22 protein-coding genes are annotated in these 20,512 nt (G+C 72.3%); 6 read left to right on the top strand and 16 right to left on the bottom strand.

What is annotated here, in order from left to right; all coding sequences use genetic code 11:
• Positions 1-56 precede the first annotated feature (56 nt).
• The 4 genes from IE140_RS14205 to IE140_RS14190 form a co-directional block, all read right to left on the bottom strand.
• On the bottom strand, positions 57-791 hold the full coding sequence (locus IE140_RS14205) for an ABC transporter ATP-binding protein (RefSeq protein WP_150195655.1): 735 nt from the start codon (positions 789-791) through the stop codon (positions 57-59).
• Between the two features lie 155 nt (positions 792-946).
• Entirely contained in the window at positions 947-1,720 is a 774-nt protein-coding gene (locus IE140_RS14200) for a DUF3710 domain-containing protein (RefSeq protein WP_032767663.1), read from the bottom strand.
• Position 1,721: 1 nt separating this feature from the next.
• Positions 1,722-2,252: a dUTP diphosphatase gene (gene dut / locus IE140_RS14195; RefSeq protein ID WP_006128163.1), complete on the bottom strand. Its 531-nt coding sequence runs from the start codon at positions 2,250-2,252 to the stop codon at positions 1,722-1,724.
• Positions 2,249-2,833, bottom strand: a complete 585-nt coding sequence (locus tag IE140_RS14190) for a PaaI family thioesterase (RefSeq protein WP_029182603.1) — start codon at positions 2,831-2,833, stop codon at positions 2,249-2,251. Before IE140_RS14190 ends, dut begins: the two co-directional genes overlap by 4 nt.
• A 58-nt stretch (positions 2,834-2,891) precedes the next feature.
• On the opposite strand from IE140_RS14190, the gene IE140_RS14185 reads away from it, so the two are divergent.
• The gene (locus IE140_RS14185; RefSeq protein ID WP_150195657.1) at positions 2,892-3,350 is read left to right on the top strand and encodes a DUF3093 domain-containing protein; all 459 of its coding nucleotides are present in this window, start codon (positions 2,892-2,894) and stop codon (positions 3,348-3,350) included.
• A 27-nt stretch (positions 3,351-3,377) separates the two neighbouring features.
• Here the strand turns inward: IE140_RS14185 and IE140_RS14180 are convergent, their stop codons facing one another.
• The 4 genes from IE140_RS14180 to IE140_RS14165 all read right to left on the bottom strand — a co-directional run bounded on the left by IE140_RS14180 (position 3,378) and on the right by IE140_RS14165 (position 6,945).
• On the bottom strand, positions 3,378-4,340 hold the full coding sequence (locus IE140_RS14180) for a hypothetical protein (protein ID WP_032781025.1): 963 nt from the start codon (positions 4,338-4,340) through the stop codon (positions 3,378-3,380).
• Between the two features lie 13 nt (positions 4,341-4,353).
• Positions 4,354-4,650: a DUF4193 domain-containing protein gene (locus tag IE140_RS14175; protein ID WP_003965732.1), complete on the bottom strand. Its 297-nt coding sequence runs from the start codon at positions 4,648-4,650 to the stop codon at positions 4,354-4,356.
• Positions 4,651-5,053: 403 nt separating this feature from the next.
• Positions 5,054-6,286, bottom strand: a complete 1,233-nt coding sequence (locus tag IE140_RS14170) for a sensor histidine kinase (protein WP_150195660.1) — start codon at positions 6,284-6,286, stop codon at positions 5,054-5,056.
• 5 nt (positions 6,287-6,291) lie between these two features.
• Positions 6,292-6,945: a response regulator transcription factor gene (locus IE140_RS14165; RefSeq protein WP_006128158.1), complete on the bottom strand. Its 654-nt coding sequence runs from the start codon at positions 6,943-6,945 to the stop codon at positions 6,292-6,294.
• A 382-nt stretch (positions 6,946-7,327) separates the two neighbouring features.
• Between IE140_RS14165 and IE140_RS14160 the strand changes: the two genes are divergently transcribed.
• A complete protein-coding gene (locus IE140_RS14160) occupies positions 7,328-7,501 on the top strand; it encodes a hypothetical protein (protein ID WP_010072411.1) in 174 nt (57 codons plus the stop codon).
• 92 nt (positions 7,502-7,593) lie between these two features.
• Here IE140_RS14160 and IE140_RS14155 read toward each other — a convergent pair whose 3' ends face one another.
• Both IE140_RS14155 and IE140_RS14150 read right to left on the bottom strand, forming a co-directional pair.
• Positions 7,594-8,394: an inositol monophosphatase family protein gene (locus IE140_RS14155; RefSeq protein ID WP_032781027.1), complete on the bottom strand. Its 801-nt coding sequence runs from the start codon at positions 8,392-8,394 to the stop codon at positions 7,594-7,596.
• Positions 8,395-8,451: 57 nt separating this feature from the next.
• The gene (locus IE140_RS14150) at positions 8,452-9,579 is read right to left on the bottom strand and encodes a ferrochelatase (protein ID WP_150195673.1); all 1,128 of its coding nucleotides are present in this window, start codon (positions 9,577-9,579) and stop codon (positions 8,452-8,454) included.
• Between the two features lie 196 nt (positions 9,580-9,775).
• Between IE140_RS14150 and IE140_RS14145 the strand changes: the two genes are divergently transcribed.
• Positions 9,776-11,020: an MFS transporter gene (locus IE140_RS14145; RefSeq protein ID WP_150195662.1), complete on the top strand. Its 1,245-nt coding sequence runs from the start codon at positions 9,776-9,778 to the stop codon at positions 11,018-11,020.
• Positions 10,980-12,299, top strand: coding sequence for a D-arabinono-1,4-lactone oxidase (locus IE140_RS14140; protein WP_032767652.1), 1,320 nt, complete (start codon positions 10,980-10,982; stop codon positions 12,297-12,299). Before IE140_RS14145 ends, IE140_RS14140 begins: the two co-directional genes overlap by 41 nt.
• Positions 12,300-12,390: 91 nt before the next feature.
• Here the strand turns inward: IE140_RS14140 and IE140_RS14135 are convergent, their stop codons facing one another.
• A complete protein-coding gene (locus IE140_RS14135) occupies positions 12,391-13,563 on the bottom strand; it encodes a hypothetical protein (protein ID WP_373296162.1) in 1,173 nt (390 codons plus the stop codon).
• Between the two features lie 409 nt (positions 13,564-13,972).
• Here IE140_RS14135 and sepH point away from each other — a divergent pair, with 409 nt between their 5' ends.
• Positions 13,973-15,070 (top strand): septation protein SepH, encoded by a 1,098-nt coding sequence (gene sepH / locus IE140_RS14130; RefSeq protein WP_093444124.1) that lies wholly within the window; start codon positions 13,973-13,975, stop codon positions 15,068-15,070.
• Positions 15,071-15,154: 84 nt separating this feature from the next.
• On the opposite strand, the gene IE140_RS14125 is transcribed toward sepH, so the two are convergent.
• Positions 15,155-15,985, bottom strand: coding sequence for a sulfurtransferase (locus IE140_RS14125; RefSeq protein WP_150195667.1), 831 nt, complete (start codon positions 15,983-15,985; stop codon positions 15,155-15,157).
• Between the two features lie 236 nt (positions 15,986-16,221).
• Here IE140_RS14125 and IE140_RS14120 point away from each other — a divergent pair, with 236 nt between their 5' ends.
• Positions 16,222-16,998, top strand: a complete 777-nt coding sequence (locus tag IE140_RS14120; protein WP_150195669.1) for a VOC family protein — start codon at positions 16,222-16,224, stop codon at positions 16,996-16,998.
• An 87-nt stretch (positions 16,999-17,085) separates the two neighbouring features.
• On the opposite strand, the gene IE140_RS14115 is transcribed toward IE140_RS14120, so the two are convergent.
• The 4 genes from IE140_RS14115 to IE140_RS14100 all read right to left on the bottom strand — a co-directional run bounded on the left by IE140_RS14115 (position 17,086) and on the right by IE140_RS14100 (position 20,450).
• Entirely contained in the window at positions 17,086-17,511 is a 426-nt protein-coding gene (locus tag IE140_RS14115; RefSeq protein ID WP_093444156.1) for a cold shock domain-containing protein, read from the bottom strand.
• A gap of 460 nt (positions 17,512-17,971) precedes the next feature.
• Complete coding sequence (locus tag IE140_RS14110) at positions 17,972-18,622, bottom strand: thymidine kinase (RefSeq protein ID WP_032767644.1); 651 nt, start codon at positions 18,620-18,622, stop codon at positions 17,972-17,974.
• A gap of 44 nt (positions 18,623-18,666) precedes the next feature.
• On the bottom strand, positions 18,667-19,854 hold the full coding sequence (locus IE140_RS14105) for an alkaline phosphatase family protein (RefSeq protein WP_150195671.1): 1,188 nt from the start codon (positions 19,852-19,854) through the stop codon (positions 18,667-18,669).
• Positions 19,854-20,450, bottom strand: a complete 597-nt coding sequence (locus IE140_RS14100; RefSeq protein WP_032767640.1) for a DUF5998 family protein — start codon at positions 20,448-20,450, stop codon at positions 19,854-19,856. The genes IE140_RS14105 and IE140_RS14100 overlap by 1 nt, the downstream gene beginning before the upstream one ends.
• Positions 20,451-20,512: the final 62 nt, after the last annotated feature.

Below are 20,512 nucleotides of genomic sequence, written 5' to 3'. Positions count from 1 at the left end.
GCGTATTGACGGAACTCTGATGCGCGCCGGGAGAGCCGGGAGGGCAGGCCGGGGGCTCAGGACTGTTCGACGATATGCCCGTCGCTCAGCTCCAGGACCCGGTCGGCGAGGCCCAGCAGCTGGGGGTCGTGGGTGGCGACGAGGGCGGTGACGTTCTCGCTGCGGACGACCGCGCGGAGCAGTTCCATCACGGCGAGCCCGGTCTCGGCGTCGAGCTGTCCGGTGGGTTCGTCGGCGATCAGGAGGGCGGGGCGGTTGGCGAGGGCGCGGGCGATGGCGACGCGCTGCTGCTGGCCGCCGGAGAGCTCTCCGGGGCGCTGCTCGGCGTGGTCGGCGAGGCCGACCAGGGAGAGCAGCAGGGCGACCCGCTCGTCACGCTCGGCCGGGTCGGCCCTGCGCAGCCGCAGCGGTACGCCGACGTTCTCGGCGGCGGTCAGGATCGGGATGAGGCCGAAGGACTGGAAGATGAAACCGACCCGGTCCCGGCGCAGCTCCAGCAGGCCCTTCTCGCCGAGGCCGGCCAGCTCGGTGCCGTCGACGGTGATCCGGCCGCTGTCGGGGGTGTCCAGTCCGCCGACCAGGTTGAGCAGGGTGGTCTTGCCGGAGCCGGAGCGGCCCTTGAGCGCGACCAGTTCGCCGCGCGGGATCTCGAAGGAGACGCCGCGCAGGGCGTGCACGGCCGCCGCTCCGCTGCCGTACGACCGGTGCAGGTCCTCGACCGTGACCATGGCGCTGCGGGCCGGGTCCTCGGCGAGGGCCGTGCCGGACTGTCCGTTGGTGCTCTCGGTCATGCTGCTCCCCCGTCGTACGTGGCCCGCGTCGTCGCCCGCCAAGTATGTGTGTACGGCACACGGCCGGGCAATGGCCGGGGCCGATGCGTACGAAGGCCGGTGGGCCGCACCCCGGGAAGGGGTGCGGCCCACCGGCCGGTGCCGTGCGGTGTCCGCTAACGGACCTCGGTGATCTCGGGGCCGCGCTGGAGCTGACCCATGCCGCCGGAGAACCGGGAGCTCTCCTGGTCCTCCTGCTGCACGCCCTCGGGCACCATCTGGGCGTCGTCGGGGAGCTTGAGGACGATCGGGTCGCGCGGGGCCATCGGGCCGTCGCCGCGGACGACCACGGTGTCCCGGAAGATCGTCTCCAGCAGTCCCGCGGCCTCCGGCTGGACGGCGCCCTGGCCGGAGATGACTCCGCGCAGGAACCAGCGGGGGCCGTCGACGCCGACGAAGCGCACGAGCTGCACCCCGCCCGTGCCGTCCGGGAGCTGTACGGGGACCTGCGCGCGCAGCTCCCAGCCCAGCGGGCCCTCGACCTCGTCGATGATGCCGCCCTGCTGGGTGATGCCCGAGGCGATCTCCTCGCGGACCTCGCCCCAGATGCCCTCCTTCTTGGGGGCGGCGAAGGCCTGGAGCTGGATCGCGCTGTCGCGCAGCACCACGGTGGCGGCGACGATCGCGTCCCCGGCCACCTCGACGCGCAGTTCCATGCCCTCGACCCCGGGGACGAAGATGCCGCCCAGGTCGACCCGGCCCTCGCCGGGCTGGGAGACCTCGGAGCTGTCCCAGGGTCCGTCCGGCCGGGGGGCCGGCGGAAGATTCATCCGACGCGTGCCGGTGCCGGCCTCGTCGGATGCGCCTGACTCGTCGGCGACCTGCTCGGCCTCGCGCACCTCGTCCGCCGCGTCCTCGGCGGAACCACTCTTCTTGCGACGTCCGAACACGTCACTGTCCTTCCCGGTCGGATACGACCGAAGCGTAGCTGTTCCCACCGTGGGTGATCTGGCCCTCGGCGCCGTCCACCGACGCGTGGCCGCCGGTGGACCCGAAGCCCCCTTCGGCCCGCGCCGAGCCGGGAAGTTCCGCCACCTCGTGGAAGCGCACCTTCTCGACCTGCTGGACAACCAGTTGGGCAATCCGGTCGAACCGTTCGAATCGCACGCTCTCGCGTGGATCGAGGTTGACCACGATCACCTTGATCTCCCCACGGTACCCGGCATCAACCGTCCCTGGGGCATTCACGAGGGCCACTCCGCAGCGGGCTGCGAGGCCGGAGCGCGGGTGCACGAACGCGGCGTACCCGTCGGGCAGGGCGATCGAGACCCCGGTGGGCAGCACCACGCGCTCGCCGGGGGCGAGTTCGGCGGCCTCGGTGGTCACCAGGTCGGCCCCGGCGTCGCCCGGGTGTCCGTACGCCGGGATCGGCACGTCCGGGTCGGTCCGGCGGATCAGTACGTCGACGGGGCTGCGGGTCACGGGTTCACCTCGAAGGCGCGGGCGCGCCGGACCTGGTCGGGGTCGGACATGGCCGCCTGGATCTCGGCGGGCCGGCCGTTGTCGATGAAGTGGTCGACCTTGACCTCGATGAAGAGGGCGTCGGCGCGGACCGCGACGGGGCCTTCGGGGCCGCCGATCCGGCCGGTGGCGGTGGAGTAGATCTTGCGCCCGTGCACGGCGGTGATCCGGGCGTCGAGGTGCAGCACGGTGTCCACGGGGACGGGGCGGACGAAGTCGGTCTCCAGCCGTCCGGTCACCGCGATGGTGCGCAGCAGCCAGTTCAGCGAGCCGAGGGTCTCGTCCAGCGCCGTGGCGAGCACACCGCCGTGGGCCAGTCCGGGGGCGCCCTGGTGGGCGGGCTGCACGGTGAACTCGGCGGTGACGCTCACGCCCTCACCGGCCCGCGCCATCAGGTGCAGTCCGTGCGGCTGTCCCCCGCCGCAGCCGAAGCAGTGTTCGTAGTGCGCCCCGAGGAGCTCGCCGGGGGCGGGCGCGTCGGGGTGCCGGACCGGCGCGACGGCGTCGGCCGGGGGTGTCAGAGCTGCTGATGTTCCACTCACAGGCGCAGACCTTACCCGCGCGGCGGTGTGCCGGTCGCGCCGTGCCAAGCTTGGTGCCATGCAGCCTTCCGCACCGCCCTTCGACGAACGTCTCACCGCGCCCCGCTCCTGGTGGTTCATCGCCTTCGGGATCGGGGTCGCCTGCGGCTTGATGCTACTGCCGCTGGGCACGTTGCCGCTGCTCGCGGGGCTGGTCGGCGGTACGGCCGCGGCGGCGCTCGTGGTGAGCGGTTACGGCTCGGCCCGGATCCGGGTGGTGGCGGGGTCCCTCGTCGCCGGCGACGCCAGGATCCCGCTGTCGGCGCTCGGCGAGCCCGAGGTGCTGGACGCCGAGGAGGCGCGGGCCTGGCGCACGCACAAGGCGGACGCCCGTGCGTTCATGCTGCTGCGCGGCTATGTGGATACGGCGGTACGGGTGGAGGTCACGGATCCCGAGGACCCGACTCCGTACGTCTATCTCTCCACCCGCGACCCGCGGGGCCTGGCGGCGGCGCTGAGCGGCGCCAGGACCGCCTGAGCCGTTCGCCGGACCGGCCGGATTCCCTCAGGGGCCCTCGATCTCCTTGGGCAGCTCGGCCGGGTTCAGCGGCTGTTCCAGCGGCGGCAGCGCGGGCAGCCGGTCCCAGGGGATCTGCTGCTTGCGCAGGTCGTTCCTGACCCGGTCGGCGAGCTTGCGGGTGTCGCGGCGGTTCATCGTGGCGCCGACGGCGGCGCCGATCATGAACGGGATCAGGTTGGGCAGATTGCGCGCCATGCGCTTCATGATCTGCTGGCGCAGCTCACGCTTCATCTGGCCGCCGAGGGCGGCGTTGAGCGTGGTGGGCCGGGTGACGTCGATGCCGCGCTCCTCCGTCCAGGACGTCAGATACGCGGTGCTGCGCTGGCCGAGATTGCCCGGGGGTCGAAGGCCGTAGACCTCGTGGAGCTCGGCGACGAGCTTCATCTCGATCGCGGCGACGCCGGTCACCTCCGCCGCCAGCTCGGCGAGCATCGCGGGCGGTACGGGCATCATCGCGGCGGCCCCGATGCCGGCGCCGACGGTCGCGGTGCCCCGGCAGGCTCCAGTGACCAGCTTGTCGGCCAGTTCCTCGGGACCGAGCCCGGGGAACTGCCTGCGGAGGGTGGCGAGGTCGCGCACCGGCACGCGCGGGGCCGTTTCGATGATGCGGTCGGCCAGCTGGGCGGCCAGTGCCTTCGCGCTCTCCCCGCTCTTGCGTACGCCCCGTTTCACTGCGTGCAGGCGGCCCCCGGTCGTGGGATCCGCCCGGTCCTGCTGTTCCTGCTGCGCGGCCAGGTCCGGCAGCGCTGCCGCCCCGGCCACTTCGAGCGAGGCCGAACGGCCTCGCTCGTCGTCGGAACCGCCGGAGTGGTCCGGCGGGGCGGCGGACCGCTCGGCAGACGCGTGACCGCCTTCTGCCGGGCCTGTGCCGCCGATACCGTCCTGCTGCGCCTGATGGCCGTGCCGACGCCAGGGGCGCCGCTTCCGGAACGGTGTCTCGCCTGCCACGGCCGACTCGACCTCAGTCGCAGTCGCGGCAGATGGGCTGACCGTTCTTCTCGCGGGCCAGCTGGCTGCGGTGGTGCACCAGGAAGCAGCTCATGCAGGTGAACTCGTCCGCCTGCTTGGGCAGCACCCGGACGGCCAGCTCCTCGTTGGAGAGGTCCGCGCCGGGCAGCTCCAGGCCCTCGGCGGCGTCGAACTCGTCGACGTCGACGGCGGAGGCCGTCTTGTCGCTCCGACGCGCCTTGAGCTCTTCGAGGCTGTCCTGGTCGACGTCGTCGTCGGTCTTGCGTGGGGTGTCGTAATCCGTTGCCATGTCGCTCTCCCCCTCGTGGGTGTCTAGGTGTCTCAGCGCACGTAACGCGTGAGAGGCCGGACTTGTGCCCGACCTGAGGCGGAGATTTTGCCTCACATCAAGGTCTGTTACTCAATCGACACCCAACCGGCCGCCTCGGCGAGGCTCGGCTTGGGTGGCGATGGGGACCGTACACGGTCCCGACTGTGCAGTTCACGGGCGCCACCCCGTGTACTTCCCGTGATAACGATCCCCGAAAACCCGGACGATTACCGGCTTTCCGGCAGAGTCGCGATCACGGAGAGTAGATGACCGGAAAATCGACCCTGTGATCGATCACACACGACCCGCCCGGGAACGGGTCCTGAAAATTCCGCCCAAAGCGAACATGAAGATTCGGTGCAGAGTCACATCGCGCAGCCTCTCAGAGCGGCAGAGTGACGCGCATCACGAGACCGCCGCCCTCGCGGGGCTCCGCGATGATACGGCCTCCGTGCGCCCGGGCGACGGACCGGGCGATCGACAGGCCGAGCCCGACCCCCTTGTCGCTGCCCGTGCGCTCCGTACGCAGCCGCCTGAAGGGCTCGAAGAGGTTGTCGATCTCGTACGCCGGGACCACCGGGCCGGTGTTGGAGACGACCAGCAGGGCCTGCCCGTCCCGCACCTCGGTGGTGACCTCCACCCAGCCGTCATCGGGCACGTTGTAGCGCACGGCGTTCTGCACGAGGTTCAGCGCGATCCGCTCCAGCAGGACCCCGTTGCCCTGCACCGTGGCCGATTCCCGCTCGCCGCGGATGTCGACCTTCCTGGCCAGCGCCTCCGCCCGGGTCTGGTCGATGGCGCGCTCGGCGACCTCCGCCAGGTCGACCGGTTTGCGCTCGACGATCTGGTTGTCGCTGCGGGCCAGCAGCAGCAGGCCCTCGACCAGCTGTTCGCTGCGCTCGTTGGTGGCCAGGAGGGTCCTGCCGAGCTGGTGGAGCTCCGGCGGGGCCTCCGGGTCGGAGATGTGCACCTCCAGCAGGGTGCGGTTGATCGCCAGTGGGGTGCGCAGCTCGTGCGAGGCGTTGCCGACGAACCGCTGCTGTGCGGTGAAGGCCCGCTCCAGCCGGTCCAGCATGTCGTCGAACGTGTCCGCCAGCTCCTTCAGCTCGTCGTCCGGGCCGTCCAGCTCGATCCGCCGGGTGAGGTCGGTGCCGGCCACCCGTCGCGCGGTCCGGGTGATCCGGCCGAGCGGGGACAGGACGCGTCCGGCCATGGCGTAGCCGAAGGCGAAGGCGATCACGCTGAGGCCGAGCAGGGCGAGGAGCGAACGGTTGAGCAGGGTGTCCAGGGCCGCCTTGCGCTGGTTGTTGACGCAGGCGTTCATCGCGGCGTTGAAGGCGTCCGGACTGGCGTTCGCGGGCAGGCTGCAGATCTCGCTGGTGACCTTGCCGCTGACGATCTCGAACGGCAGCTCGCTGCCGACGTGGAGCGCCTGCGCGGCCAGCATGTAGATGATCGACAGCAGCACGATGCCCGCGATCAGGAACATCCCGCCGTACAGCAGCGTGAGCCGTATCCGGATGGTCGGGCGCAGCCAGGGGTACGGAGGGTCCGGCTGCTTGGGCTCCCAGGTGGGCTTCGGTGGCGCCGCGGGCGGCTCCGGTGTGGTGGCCATGGTTCTCAGATCCGGTATCCGGAGCCCGGCACGGTGACGATGACGGGCGGTTCGCCGAGCTTGCGGCGGAGCGTCATGACCGTGACCCGCACCACGTTGGTGAAGGGGTCGGTGTTCTCGTCCCAGGCCTTCTCCAGCAGCTGCTCCGCGGAGACGACGGCGCCCTCGCTGCGCATCAGCACCTCCAGCACCGCGAACTCCTTCGGGGCGAGCTGGATCTCCACCTCGTCGCGGAAGACCTCACGGCGGTTCGGGTCGAGCTTGATGCCGGCCCGCTCCAGGACGGGCGGCAGCGCCACCGTCGTACGCCGGCCCAGCGCGCGCACCCGGGCGGTCAGCTCGCTGAAGGCGAACGGCTTGGGCAGATAGTCGTCGGCGCCCAGCTCCAGGCCCTCGACCCGGTCGCTGACGTCGCCGGAGGCGGTGAGCATGAGCACCCGGGTGGGCATGCCGAGCTCGACGATCTTGCGGCAGACGTCGTCCCCGTGCACCACTGGGAGGTCCCGGTCCAGGACCACGACGTCGTAGTCGTTGACCCCGATGCGCTCCAGGGCCGCGGCACCGTCGTAGACGACGTCGACGGCCATGGCCTCCCGGCGCAGTCCGGTGGCCACCGCATCGGCGAGCAGCTGCTCGTCCTCGACGACGAGTACGCGCACGGCGCAGTCCTTCCTTCGGTCCTTCGTCGGGTTCACAGAGCGAGCGGCCCACGCGGGGCCGCTCGGACACGGGCAGCCAGGCCGACCGTGTGCCTCCATCCTGCCCTCAACACGCATAAACCGGCGGTAAGACGGCGACGGGCCGGGGTCGCCCGCGGCCTTCCGCCGGGAAACCGGCGGTTTTCCGGGCCAGTTGAGGTTTCTCTGAGCCGCGGGGTGGGGAAGAGGGGTTCACACCCGCGATCACGCCTGTCCCGTGGCATGCCACGGTCCGCCCCGTCTTCCCCGGAGCGGCGGCGCGATCACCCGCTCCTCCGGCTCCCCGGCCGGAGTTATCCCGGGCACACCCCCGTGCCACCGACCCACGATGAGGGGGCGCATCATGGACGCTTTCACCGCAGGTCTGCTGCAACGCATCAAGACGACCGAGTCCGACCTCACGCGGGCGCGCGAGGACGGCGACGACTTCCTCGCGGACGTCGAGCAGGGCGAGCTGGACGATCTGCGCCGTCTCGCCGCCGAGCACGGCGTGGAGATCGGCGCCACCAGCGCCTGAGCCGTACGCCACAGGGCCCCGGATGCTGTCCAGGCATTCCGGGGCCCTGCGCTGTGCCGTCGGGCCCTCAGGGCCCCACCAGGGGATTTCGCTCAGTCGTGCCAGGCGCCCAGCTCGTCGAGTGCGGTCTGCAGCGGCTCGAAGACGCCCGGGGTGGCGGCCACCGTCAGGTCGCCGTCGGCGGGCAGCCCCGGGCGGCCGCCGGTCAGCGCGCCCGCCTCCCGGGCGATGAGGTCGCCCGCCGCCAGGTCCCAGGGGTGCAGCCCGCGCTCGTAGTAGCCGTCGAGGCGGCCCGCCGCCACGTCGCAGAGGTCGACGGCGGCCGAACCGCTGCGCCGGATGTCGCGGAGCCTCGGGATCAGCCGCTGGGCGACGTCCGCCTGGTGGGCGCGGACGTGGGCGACGTAGTTGAAGCCGGTCGAGACGAGGGCCTGGTCCAGCGGCGCGGTGGGCCGGCAGCGCAGGGCTTCGCCGTTCGCGAACGCACCGCCGCCCAGAACCGCCTGGTACGTCTCCCGGCGCATCGGGGCCTCGACGACGCCCACGACCCGCTCGCCGTCACGCTCGGCGGCGATGGAGACCGCCCAGGTCGGCAGGCCGTAGAGGTAGTTCACGGTGCCGTCGAGCGGGTCGATGACCCAGCGGATGCCGGTGGAGCCCGGGGAACTGGCGCCCTCCTCGCCGAGGAAGCCGTCGTCGGGGCGGAAGTCGGTGAGGTAGCCGGTGATCAGCTTCTCGGCGGCGATGTCCATCTCGGTGACCACGTCGATGGGGCTGGACTTGGTCGCGGCCACCCCCAGGTCGGCGGGGCGGCCGTCACGCAGCAGGGCTCCGGCGCGGCGGGCGGCTTCGAGGGCGAGGTCGAGCAGTTCGGACAGGAGGGGGTCGGTCACGGTGCTCCCTGGTGATCGGTGCGCACGGTCGGGTGGTGGTACGGGCGGTCCTGCGGGCTACGCGTACGGGCTGTCGGCTCCCGCCGCGGCGGGCTTCGGGGCCCTGGCGGGGCAGCAGCCGACGGGACAGAGGTCGTGGGAGGGCCCCAGCGACCCCAGCGCGCAGCGCTCGACCACCCGGCCGCGCTCGCTCGCGGCGCGCTCCAGGACCAGGTCCCGCACGGCGGCGGCGAAGCGCGGGTCGTCGCCCACCGTGGCGGAGCGGCGGACCGGCAGTCCGAGCTCGGCGGCCTTGGCGGTGGCCTCGGTGTCGAGGTCGTACAGCACCTCCATGTGGTCCGAGACGAAGCCGATGGGCGCCATCACGACCGCCGGGACGCCCTCGCCGTGAAGGGTTTCCAGGTGGTCGCAGATGTCGGGCTCCAGCCACGGGATGTGCGGGGCTCCGCTGCGGGACTGGTAGACGAGCTGCCAGGGGTGCTCGACGCCGGTCTCCGCCCGCACCGCCTCGATGATCAGCCGGGCCACGTCGAGGTGCTCGGCCACGTACGCGCCGCCCTCGCCGTGCGCCTCCACGGGGCCCGAGGCGTCGGCGGCGGAGGTCGGGATGGAGTGCGTGGTGAAGGCGATGTGGGCGCCCGCGCGGACGTCCGCGGGCAGATCGGCGAGGGAGGCCAGCACCCCGTCCACCATGGGCTCCACGAAGCCGGGGTGGTTGAAGTAGTGGCGCAGCTTGTCCACGCGCGGCACGTCCAGGCCCTCCGCCTCCAGGGCGGCCAGCGCGTCGGCGAGGTTCTCGCGGTACTGGCGGCAGCCTGAGTAGGAGGCGTAGGCGCTGGTGGCGAGGACGGCGATCCTGCGGTGTCCGTCGGCGGTCATCTCGCGCAGGACGTCGGTCAGATACGGGGCCCAGTTGCGGTTGCCCCAGTAGACCGGCAGGTCCGGGCCGTGGTCGGTGAAGTCCTTGCGCAGGGCGTCGAGCAGGGCGCGGTTCTGCGCGTTGATCGGGCTGACCCCGCCGAACAGGAAGTAGTGCTTGCCGACCTCCTTGAGGCGTTCCTCGGGGATGCCGCGGCCGCGGGTCACGTTCGCCAGGAACGGGACCACGTCGTCCGGGCCCTCGGGACCACCGAAGGAGAGCAGCAGCAGGGCGTCGTAGGGAGCGGGATCGCGCAGATCGGACATGCCGTCGATCCTGCCACCCGCCTCCGGCAGGGCGGCAACCGACATCCGACGGTCCGTCGGGAAAGCGGGAAACGGCCGATGGCGAACCCGCCGGAGCCACTTCCCGGTCCGCCCGGAATTCGGCGTTCCGGGCCTCCGGCCGCCCGTAAGCTGTATGGGCCAGCTATACGCCTGACAGGCATGACCGGAGTACCCCTTGCCCAGCCCCTACCGCGCCATCTTCTCCGCCCCCGGAACCAAGGGGTTCTCCGCCGCGGGCTTCCTCGGCCGGATGCCGCTGTCCATGATGGGCATCGGCGTCGTCACGATGATCTCCCAGCTCACCGGCCGCTACGGGCTGGCCGGGGCCCTGTCGGCGACCCTGGCGATGTCGGCCGCCGTCTGCGGCCCCCAGGTCTCCCGGCTCGTCGACCGCTACGGGCAGCGCCGGGTGCTGCGCCCGGTCACGCTGGTCGCGGTGGCGGCGGTGGCGGGTCTGCTGGTCTGCGCCCAGCAGGGGGCGCCGGAGTGGACGCTGTTCGTCTTCTCGGTGGGCGCGGGCTGTGTGCCGAGCGTGGGGTCGATGGTCCGGTCCCGCTGGGCGGAGATCTACCGCGGCTCCGGCCGGGATCTGCACACCGCGTACTCGTGGGAGTCGATCGTCGACGAGGTGTGCTTCATCTTCGGCCCGATCATCTCCATCGGCCTGTCCACCGCGTGGTTCCCGGAGGCGGGGCCGCTGATCGCCGCCGCCTTCCTGCTGGTCGGCGTCTTCTGGCTGACCGCGCAGCGCGCCACCGAGCCGATGCCGCACCCGAAGTCGCAGCACACCGGGAGCTCGGCGCTGCGCTCGCGCGGGCTCCAGGTCCTGGTGGCCACCTTCGTCGCGACCGGTGCGATCTTCGGGGGTGTCGACGTGGTGACCGTGGCCTTCGCCGAGGAGCGCGGTCACAAGGCAGCGGCCTCCCTGGTGCTGGCCGTCTACGCGCTCGGCTCGTGTCTCGCGGGGGCCGTGTTCGGGCTGCTGCACCTGAAGGGGAACGCCGCGACCAGGTGGCTGGTGGGTGTCGGCGCGATGGCCGTGAGTATGATCCCCCTCCTACTGGCCGGGAACCTTCCGTTGCTGGCCGTGGCGCTCTTTGTCGCGGGCCTCGCCATCGCACCGACGATGGTCACCACCATGGCCCTCGTCGAAGCGCACGTACCGCGCACCAAGCTGACCGAGGGCATGACCTGGACCAGTACCGGGCTCGCGGTCGGAGTGGCGCTCGGCTCCTCGGCCGCCGGCTGGGTGGTCGACGCCGCCGGGGCGAAGTCGGGGTACGCGGTGCCCGTCGTGGCGGGAGCGCTCGCGGCGGCGGTGGCGTTCCTGGGATATCGCCGGCTGGCCGGGCCGGCTGCGACGGGAGGGCGCGGGGAAGATGACCGAGACCTACGCACGGACGACGAGCGCGTGGCGTAACTGGGCTGGCACCGTCACCGCCCGGCCCGCCCGTACCGAGTCACCCGCGTCCGTGGACGAGCTCGCGGACGTGGTGCGCCGGGCGCACGCGGACGGCCTGAAGGTGAAGCCGGTCGGTTCGGGCCACTCCTTCACCGCGGCGGCCGCCACCGACGGGGTGCTGATCCGCCCCGATCTGCTCACCGGGATCCGGGACATCGACCGTGCGGCGATGACCGTGACGGTGGAGGCGGGCACTCCGCTCAAGCGGCTCAACACCGCTCTCGCCCGCGAGGGCCTGTCGCTGACGAACATGGGCGACATCATGGAGCAGACGATCGCCGGGGCGACCTCCACCGGCACGCACGGCACGGGCCGCGAATCGGCCTCCATATCCGCCCAGATCCGGGCGCTGGAGCTGGTCACCGCCGACGGCACGGTCATGGTCTGCTCGGCCGAGGAGAACCCGGAGATCTTCGCCGCGGCCCGGGTCGGGATCGGCGCCCTCGGGGTGGTCACCGCCATCACCCTCGCCGTGGAGCCGATCTTCCTGCTGACGGCCCGTGAGGAGCCGATGGGCTTCGACCGGGTCACCTCGGACTTCGATCAACTCGTGGCCGAGAACGAGCACTTCGAGTTCTACTGGTTCCCGCACACCGGGAACTGCAACACCAAGCGCAACAACCGCAGCGCCGGTCCGGCCGCCCCGCCCGGCCGGGTGAGCAGCTGGATCGACGACGAGCTGCTGTCCAACGGGGTGTTCCAGGTGGCCTGCTCGCTCGGGCGCGCGGTCCCGGCGACGATCCCCTCGATCGCCAGGCTCTCCAGCCGGGCGCTGTCGGCACGTACGTACACCGACATCCCGTACAAGGTGTTCACCAGCCCGCGCCGGGTGCGGTTCGTGGAGATGGAGTACGCCGTTCCGCGCGAGCAGGCGGTCACGGTGCTGCGGGAGCTGAAGGCCATGGTCGAGCGGTCACCGCTGAAGATCAGCTTCCCGGTCGAGGTGCGCACCGCTCCGGCCGACGACATGGCCCTGTCGACCGCGTCGGGCCGGGACAGCGCGTACATCGCCGTGCACCTCTACAAGGGCACGCCCCACCGCTCGTACTTCACGGCGGTCGAGCGGATCATGACGGCGCACGCCGGCCGGCCCCACTGGGGCAAGATCCACACGCGGGACGCGGGCTACCTGTCGGAGGTCTACCCGCGCTTCGGCGAGTTCACCGCACTGCGCGACCGGCTCGACCCGGACCGTCTGTTCGGCAACGACTATCTGCGGCGCGTGCTCGGCGACTGAGTCCGGCACCGTTCCGTCACGCCGTCGGCCCCGGTCCTCTTCCTTGCGGAGGGGGCCGGGGCCGATGTGCTGTGCGCGGTGCGCCGATGGGTCACTCGGCGTCGGCGCCGGGCGGGGCCTGCTCGCCCTGCCCGGGAGCGACGCCGGTGCCGGTCGAGGGTTCGCCGGTGCCGGTGTCACCGGAGTTCGACGGGGTGGGCTTCGTCGGCTCGGGCGTCGGCTCGCCGGCGGATCCGGAGGGCGCCGGGGTGGGGGTGGGCCCGGTGGTCGGGTTCTCACCGCCCGTGCCCTTGCCGGGGTCCGGGCTCGTGGCGCCGCCGTCGCCGCCGTCCGTGGCGGGGGCGGATCCGGTGCCGTCGCCCGGGGTCGGGGACTGCTCGTCCGCTCCCCCGTCCGTGCCGGTGTCTCCGGAGGGGGCGGGGTCGGCGGGTCCGGAGTCCCGGTCGCCGCCGCCGCGCACGACGGAGCTGAGGGTGGTGCCCTGGCCGCCGCTGAGGTCGTTGCCCGAGATCAGCTCGAACGCGGTGATCCCGGCCATGGAGACCGCGAAGACCGCGGTGGCCGCGAGCGCGGGGCGCTTCCAGCCGCGCAGCCGGGTGCCGTGGGTGACTCCCTCGCCGAACGCGTCGTCGGGGACGGCCGCCCGGTCCCCTCCGGCCTGCGGGAGCATCTGCGTACGGTCGTCGGCGCGCGGGATCATCTGCGTACGGTCGGCGTCGGCTCCGGCACCCAGGGCTCCGGGGCCTCCGGCCGGCGGGACGCGGAGCATCCGGGTCCGCTCGTCGCCGAGGTTCAGCAGCTGCGTCCGGTCCGTGTCGACCGGCCTCAGCAACTGCGTGCTCTCCGCGTCCGGGACGACGTGCGGGACCGTGCCCGGACCGACCGTGGGAAGCACCGTGGTGGCGTCTTCCGCCGGCCGCGGCCCCGCCGGCTCCGGCTCCGTCCGCTGCGCCGCGGCTCTGCGCCCGGCGGGCGTCGTCTCCTTGGTGTGCACCGTCACCTGGCGACCCTCCGGGTGGGTCACCTGGACCGTCACCTCACGGATCTGCTCGCCGGTGCGGCGGAAGAAGTGCTGGAAGACCGAGCCGCCGCAGGTGGCGACGACGCTCATCACGCCCGCGCCGGCGATCGTGCCGTACACGCCCAACTGCGAGGCCAGCACCGCTGCCGCGACGGCCGCCACGGCGCTCCCGGCGACCTGCGGGAGACTCAGATCTATGCGCCTTTCCTTAGGTTCTACGTCACTTTCCGGCTTCTGAACCATTACCAGCCCCTGCTTGACATCTCTCCCACCATGCACCAGGAAGGGACAAATGAGCGAAGTGGATAGTTCCGATTCTGGTGATTGTGTGAAGCACAACACGCATCAGGGGCATTTCGCGGAGAACTGGGTACCTCAACTCCCGCAGCCGGTGAGAACTTCGGCGGCGCGCCGGTCCACCCCGGTGGCCCGAATGGAGTACTGTGACGAGCCCTGGGGCGGACTCCGACGTGGGAATCCGCAGCTACCGGAGGGGGCCGACGGCGGCACCCTAGGCGGGCGCACCCGGGCGAGCGCCCGACACGCCGGGCATATTGGCAAGGTTGTGGCAGGCTGCACCCGGGCAGGTCACACTCGACTAGCGGAAGCAGCGACGCACGTGACGTCGGCAGGCACCACCCGGGAGGTCCCCATGCCCGAACTGCGTGTCGTGGCCGTCTCCAACGACGGCACACGACTGGTGCTCAAGGCTGCGGACAGCACGGAGTACACGCTTCCGATCGATGAGCGGCTGCGCGCCGCCGTGCGCAACGACCGCGCCCGGCTCGGCCAGATCGAGATCGAGGTGGAGAGCCACCTCCGGCCCCGCGACATCCAGGCCCGTATACGGGCCGGTGCCTCCGCGGAGGAGGTCGCCCAGTTCGCGGGCATCCCCGTCGACCGTGTACGCCGCTTCGAGGGCCCCGTGCTCGCGGAGCGCGCCTTCATGGCCGAGCGGGCCCGGAAGACTCCTGTGCGCCGTCCCGGCGAGAACACCGGCCCCCAGCTCGGCGAGGCGGTGCAGGAACGTCTCCTGCTGCGCGGCGCCGACAAGGAAACCGTCCAGTGGGACTCGTGGCGCCGTGACGACGGCACCTGGGAAGTCCTCCTCGTCTACCGGGTCGCGGGCGAACCGCACTCGGCGAGCTGGTCGTACGACCCGCCGAGGCGGCTGGTCCAGGCGCTCGACGACGAGGCGCGCTCGCTGATCGGCGAGACCGACGACGTCGCAGCGCCGGAGCCCAGCTTCCCGTTCGTGCCCCGGATCGCCCGGCTGCCGCGCGACCGGCCGCTGGACCGGAGCCTCGACCGGCAGGCCGACCGCGAGCGCCCGCTGGACCGGGCCCTGGACCGACAGATCGAGCGGCCCACGCCGGTCGCCGAGCCCGAGGAGTACGTGAGCAGCGCCTCGGGCGGTGAGCGTGACTCGCTGACCAGCCTGTTGGAGGCGGTGCCCAGCTTCCGGGGCGACATGGTCGTGCCGGAGCGGCCCACGCAGCCCGAGCCGCCCGCGCTGGAGCCGGCGGAGGAGGCGGAGGCGGACGAGCCGCCGGCCGCCGCCGCTTCGGCCGGTGCGGGGTCCGCGTACGCGGATGTGCTGATGCCCCGGGCGGTGGCCGGTCATCGCGACCGGCTGACCGGAACGACGGACCGTCAGGCGGAGGCGGACGGGGTCCGGCCGGGCCGCCGGGCCGCCGTGCCGAGCTGGGACGAGATCGTCTTCGGCACCCGGCGCAAGAAGCAGGACTGACCGGGGATGACCACCGGTGGGAGCGGGGCCCGTACGCGATGGCGTACGGGCCCCGCTTCTTCGCCGCGGTCCGGCGCCGCCGGCCTACTGGGGCTCGGGCCCCGTGGCGACCGGCCGGGAGGGGTCCGAGGACCACTCGGACCAGGAGCCCGGGTAGAGGACACCGGTGAAGCCGGCGATCTCCAGGGCCAGCACCTCGTGCGCGCCGGAGACTCCGGATCCGCAGTAGACGCCCACGCCTTCGGTGCTGTTCTCCGCCCCCAGGCCGGCGAACCGGGCGGCCAGCCGCTCGGCCGGAAGGTAGCGGCCGTCCACGTCGACGTTCTCGGTGGTCGGCGCGGAGACGGCCCCGGGGATGTGGCCGCCGACGCGGTCGATCGGCTCCACGTCGCCCCGGTAGCGTTCGGCCGCCCGCGCGTCCAGCAGCAGACCCGACCGGGCGAAGGCCGCCGCGCTTTCCGCGTCCAGGGTGGGCAGGGCCCCCGGCTTCGGCCGGAAATCGCCCTCGGCGGGGCGCGGGATCTCCGTGGTGAGGTCTCCGGTCCAGGCGGCGAGCCCGCCGTCCAGGACCCGGACGTCCCGGTGCCCGGTCCAGCGCAGCAGCCACCAGGCGCGGGCCGCCGCCCAGCCCTGCCCGCCGTCGTACACCACGACGGGGGTGTCCTGGCCGACCCCGGCCCGGCGCATCACGGCACCGAAGGCCTCCGGGTCCGGGAGGGGGTGGCGGCCGCCGTCGCCCGCCGGTCCGGCCAGCTCCGCGTCGAGGTCGACGTAGACCGCGCCGGGCAGATGGCCGGCCTCGTAGTCGGGGCGGCCGTTCGGGCCGCCGAGCTGCCAGCGGACGTCCAGGAGCACCGGGGGCCGGGTCCCGGCCGACTCGCTCGCGCATTCGGATGCGGTGATGATGGGCTTCATGGGTGCCATCCTCGCGCAGCGGGGCCGGCACCCGTAACAGCATCGGACGGGACGGCCGGCGGGAATCCGGCCGTCCTTCGCCGGGAACCGGGACGACGCGGCGCGGCCGGTGCGCCTCCCGCGCCGGGGGGTGCAAGCATCTGCACGGGGCACGCGGACCACGTCCTGACCCGGGGCGGCGTCCCTGTCCCGTTCCCCCGCACGGCCACCACAACGGTCCGAGGAGAGAGAAGACGATGACCGAGGCCCCCGCCCGGCGCACGCCCGGAACACCTTGCTGGGTGAGTCTGATCGTGCACGGCCTGACCGCGACCCAGGAGTTCTACGGAGCCCTGTTCGACTGGGAGTTCCGGCCGGGCCCCGAACAACTGGGCCCCTACGTCCGCGGGCTGCTGCACGGCGAGGAGGTCGCGGGCATCGGCCAGCTGCCGCCCGACCGGCATCTCCCGATCGCCTGGACCACCTACCTCGCCACGGACGACGCCGACGCCACGGCGGAGGCCATCCGCTCCTGCGGCGGGACGGTCGCGGTGGGACCGCTGGACGCGGGGGACGCCGGGCGGCTGGCGATCGCCTCCGACCCGGGCGGGGCGGTCTTCGGCATCTGGCAGGGCCTGCGCCACGTCGGCAGGACGACGACGGGCAGACCCGGGACGCCCGTCTGGAACGAGTTGGTGACGCGGGAAACCTCGATGGTCGCGAAGTTCTACCAGACGGTCTTCGGCTACGAGACGGAGGCGGTGCTCTCGGCCGACTTCGACTACCAGACGCTGCATCTGGACAACGTGGCGGTGGCGGCCCTCCACGGGGTCGGCCACGCGCTGCCGCGCGACCGCGGGCCGCACTGGATGACGTACTTCGAGGTCGCCGACACCGACCGGGCCGCGGCCCGGGTGGTGGAGCTGGGCGGGCGGGTCCTCCAGCCGCCGCGCGAGGGGTCGAGCGGCAGGCTGGCGACGGTCGCGGACCCGGAGGGAGCCGTGTTCACGATCGTCCGGTCCACGGGAGGCTGACCTCCGCCGTCCGACGATCCGTCACACCCTCCGGCGGGCCGCCCGCGAGGGGCGGCCCGGCGTCACCACGTCGGCGGTGCGGGAGGGTCAGACCGAGTCGACCCAGCCATGTGCCTGGGCCAGTCGGAGCAGACGCTGCCGCACGTGCTGCAACTGTGCGGCGGTCAGGGTGCCGTCCGCCTCGATGAGCGCCTCGGTCACCTCGTTCTGGAAGTCCGGCGCGGTCAGGATGTCGCAGTCGGCCTCCTCGTCGTGCTCCGTCTGCGGGGCCGCCGCGCTGTTCCTGAGCACCCGGGACGCCGGTGCGGCGGCCTGCCGCACCAGGCGGATCTCGCCCGCCTTGGGCCCCTTGTCGCCCGACTCCAGGAAGTACTCGACCCGCCGGCCGGACTGGTACAGGTACTTCTCCTCAAGAAGGTCGTTGGCGTGCATGAACACGTCCTCGTCGCCCTCGTCGGGGGCGATGAACCCATACCCGCGAACCTCGTCGAACCGAAGAATTTTCCCCGTCATCAACACCGAAAACACCTCCACCGCTACCACACACAACTCTTCCCGGACCGCACCGAAAGGGGGATCCGGAATTCGAACATCCGGGTTCTCGACGGACTCTCCGGCGTGGTCGAACTTAACCCGGCCGAGTATAGCGAGGGGAGATCAGGGAAGGGCAACAGAACTCACTCCGCCCCCATCAGGCTTGCTGTGCAACGCTGTTGGCAACAAGGGAGCCGGAAGCTTCACCGTCGGCATCGCCCGCGCGCGGGACTTCCTGCGACTCCTGCGGCGCGGTCATTCACGCGTGTGCCGGCGGAAGTACCTGACCCGCGCCTACAAGAAGCCGGGCACAAGCGGCAGGAGCACGCCGGGCAAGGAGCTCTGGACACGCTGTCCGCAGCTCATGCCGAGCAACGGGCCCCGGAGCGACTCCGGGGTCGGCGTCGTCGCCTGACGTGCTGCCGGTCTCCGCCGGGAATCACCCGGCGGAGACCGGCAGCACGTCCGGTGACAGCGCGCCTGCTTTCGCGGCGGCGCTGGTCATCCGGCGGCGGTGGTGGCGGCGGCAGAGCACTTCGTAGCCGATCTCCGTGGCCGGCCGGTCGACGTCCCCGACGACGACCTGCTCCCCCTCGACCACCATCACCCCGCCGACCGTCCGGGCGTTGTGCGTGGCGCGGGCCCCGCACCAGCAGAGCGCCTCGACCTGGAGGGCCTCTATGCGGTCGGCCAGTTCGATCAGCCGCTGGGAGCCCGGGAACAGCTTGGTGCGGAAGTCCGTGGTGATGCCGAAGGCGAAGACGTCGAGCTTCAGATCGTCGACCACGCGGGCCAGTTGGTCGATCTGGTCCGGGGCGAGGAACTGGGCCTCGTCCACGATCACGTAGTCGACCCGGCCGCCCCGGCTGACCCGGTCCACGATGTTCGTGTACAGGTCCATGCCCTCCTCTGCCTCGACGGCGTCCGTCACCAGGCCGAGCCGGGAGGAGAGCTTGCCCTCCCCCGCGCGGTCGTCCCGGGTGAAGATCACGCCCTGGAGGCCGCGGGCCGAGCGGTTGTGACCGATCTGCAGGGCCAGCGTGCTCTTTCCGCAGTCCATGGTTCCGGAGAAGAACACCAGCTCGGGCATGAGGGGTCGAGCACCTTTCGGAGGGGGCGGTACGACAGGAAGGGTTACGAGCGTACTTCGAGGAGCGGGACGAGCTGTTCCACGGGGGTCAGGGAGCCGTGCACGCCCGCCATCGCCGACTCGTGCGGCTCGTTGACGGAGGCCGTGATGATCACGTCGTCGTGGGCGGCGGCGACCACGTCGCCGATCCGCCCGTACACCCGCTCGTCGATCGTCGGGCCGAACCAGCCGGCGGCGATGGCCTCGTCCCGGCTCGCGATCCAGAACTGCTCGCCGAGGACCTCGCGCCAGACGGCCAGGACGTCGGCCTGGGCGCCGGGGACCGCGTAGACGTGGCGGGCGCGGCCCTCGCCGCCGAGGAGGGCGACGCCGGCGCTCAGCTCCCAGTCCTCGTCGAAGTCGATCCGGGACTGCTCGTCGAACGGGATGTCGATCATGCCGTGGTCGGCGGTGATGTAGAGCGCGGAGCGCGGCGGGAGCTGCTCGGCGAGGCGTCGGGCGAGCCCGTCGACGTACATCAGCTGGCCGCGCCAGGCGTCGGAGTCGGTGCCGAAGCGGTGGCCCTTGCCGTCGACCTCGCTGTAGTACGTGTAGACGAGCGAGCGGTCGCCCGCGGCGAGGCGCTGGGCGGCGACGTCCATCCGGTCCTCGCCGGAGAGCCGGCCGAGGAAGGAGCCGCCGCTGAGCGCGATCTTGGTGAGGGGGGTCTGCTCGAACATCGGCGCGGAGACCTGCGCGGTGTGGACGCCCGCGGCGTCGGCGAGCTGGAAGACCGTGGGGTACGGCTGCCAGGCCTTCGGCTCGGTCCACGGCTTCCAGCGGAGCTGGTTCATCAGCTCGCCGGTCCGCGGGTTGCGCGCGGTGTAGCCGGGGAGGCCGTGCTCGCCGGGCGGCAGCCCCGTACCGACGGAGGCGAGCGAGGTCGCGGTGGTGGAGGGGAAGCCGGCGGTGAGCGGGCGGCCGGTGCCTCCGCGCGAGGTGGGGAGCAAGGAGTGCAGGAAGGGGGCCTCGTCCGGGTGGGCCTTGATCTGCTCCCAGCCGAGGCCGTCGATCAGGAAGACGCAGTTGCGGTCCGCTGGGGTCAGCTCGGAGATCGGGGCGGAGAAGCCCGGCACCTCCAGTCCGGCGGCGAGCGTCGGCAGCAGGTCCGCGAGCGAACCGCTGCCGTACTCCGGCACGGGCGCGGTGTCGAGGGCCAGCGGCTCGGGGTCCTGCCAGGCGGGCTGGGCCATCAGCGGCCACTCGCCGCGGTGGCGGCCGTGGCCTCGGAGAGCGCCTGGGCGAAGGCGAGGGTCTGGCGCACGGCGTCGGGGCCGTCGCCGGCCTCGCTGACCCGCAGGCTCAGGTCGTCGGCGGTGGAGCTGCCGGTGTAACCGTGGTCGGCCTCGCAGTTGGTGTCGCCGCAGGCGGCGGGCTCCAGGTCGATACGGGAGACCGCGCCCCAGCCGATGGTCAGGACGACCTCGCGGGGCAGGGTGCCCGGGACGTACTTCTCCGGGTTGGCCACCACGCGGCTGACGACGACGGAGGAGATCCGCTCCAGCTTCACCGACTCGGTGGAGGTGGTGGCGTACGGCGTCGGGGAGCTGGTGTCGGCGGCCTGCTCGTCGGTGTGGCTGACGATGAACCGGTGCTCGGTCAGGACGAGGACCGTCACATGACGGCGGACCTCGTTGGAGTCGAACGTGGTCTCCTGGTGGACCAGGTACGAAGCGACCGGCTCCCCGCCGACGGCGGCCTCCACCGCCTCGGCCACGAGGGCCGGGTAGTAGCCGCTGCGCTCGATCGCCGCGCGCAGCCCCTTGGTCGTCGTACCGGTCTTTGCCATGAGCACCATCCTACGGCGGGCCGGTGACTGCCGGGGACGCCCCGGTGGCCACCGGCCGACGG

Source organism: Streptomyces parvus (assembly GCF_014648875.1).
Classification (GTDB): domain Bacteria; phylum Actinomycetota; class Actinomycetes; order Streptomycetales; family Streptomycetaceae; genus Streptomyces; species Streptomyces parvus.
This window is presented reverse-complemented; position numbering and strand designations above follow the sequence as displayed.

Bases quoted from the DNA above. Each gene is read 5' to 3' on its own strand.
- IE140_RS14135 (WP_373296162.1), bottom strand. From the start codon at position 13,563: ATGGTTCAGAAGCCGGAAAGTGACGTAGAACCTAAGGAAAGGCGCATA.
- IE140_RS14115 (WP_093444156.1), bottom strand. From the start codon at position 17,511: ATGACGGGGAAAATTCTTCGGTTCGACGAGGTTCGCGGGTATGGGTTC.
- IE140_RS14125 (WP_150195667.1), bottom strand. From the start codon at position 15,985: ATGAAGCCCATCATCACCGCATCCGAATGCGCGAGCGAGTCGGCCGGG.
- IE140_RS14100 (WP_032767640.1), bottom strand. From the start codon at position 20,450: ATGGCAAAGACCGGTACGACGACCAAGGGGCTGCGCGCGGCGATCGAG.
- IE140_RS14170 (WP_150195660.1), bottom strand. From the start codon at position 6,286: ATGGCCACCACACCGGAGCCGCCCGCGGCGCCACCGAAGCCCACCTGG.
- sepH (WP_093444124.1), top strand. From the start codon at position 13,973: ATGCCCGAACTGCGTGTCGTGGCCGTCTCCAACGACGGCACACGACTG.
- IE140_RS14185 (WP_150195657.1), top strand. From the start codon at position 2,892: ATGCAGCCTTCCGCACCGCCCTTCGACGAACGTCTCACCGCGCCCCGC.
- IE140_RS14205 (WP_150195655.1), bottom strand. From the start codon at position 791: ATGACCGAGAGCACCAACGGACAGTCCGGCACGGCCCTCGCCGAGGAC.
- IE140_RS14105 (WP_150195671.1), bottom strand. From the start codon at position 19,854: ATGGCCCAGCCCGCCTGGCAGGACCCCGAGCCGCTGGCCCTCGACACC.
- IE140_RS14110 (WP_032767644.1), bottom strand. From the start codon at position 18,622: ATGCCCGAGCTGGTGTTCTTCTCCGGAACCATGGACTGCGGAAAGAGC.
- IE140_RS14120 (WP_150195669.1), top strand. From the start codon at position 16,222: ATGACCGAGGCCCCCGCCCGGCGCACGCCCGGAACACCTTGCTGGGTG.
- IE140_RS14140 (WP_032767652.1), top strand. From the start codon at position 10,980: ATGACCGAGACCTACGCACGGACGACGAGCGCGTGGCGTAACTGGGCT.
- IE140_RS14150 (WP_150195673.1), bottom strand. From the start codon at position 9,579: ATGTCCGATCTGCGCGATCCCGCTCCCTACGACGCCCTGCTGCTGCTC.
- IE140_RS14175 (WP_003965732.1), bottom strand. From the start codon at position 4,650: ATGGCAACGGATTACGACACCCCACGCAAGACCGACGACGACGTCGAC.
- IE140_RS14160 (WP_010072411.1), top strand. From the start codon at position 7,328: ATGGACGCTTTCACCGCAGGTCTGCTGCAACGCATCAAGACGACCGAG.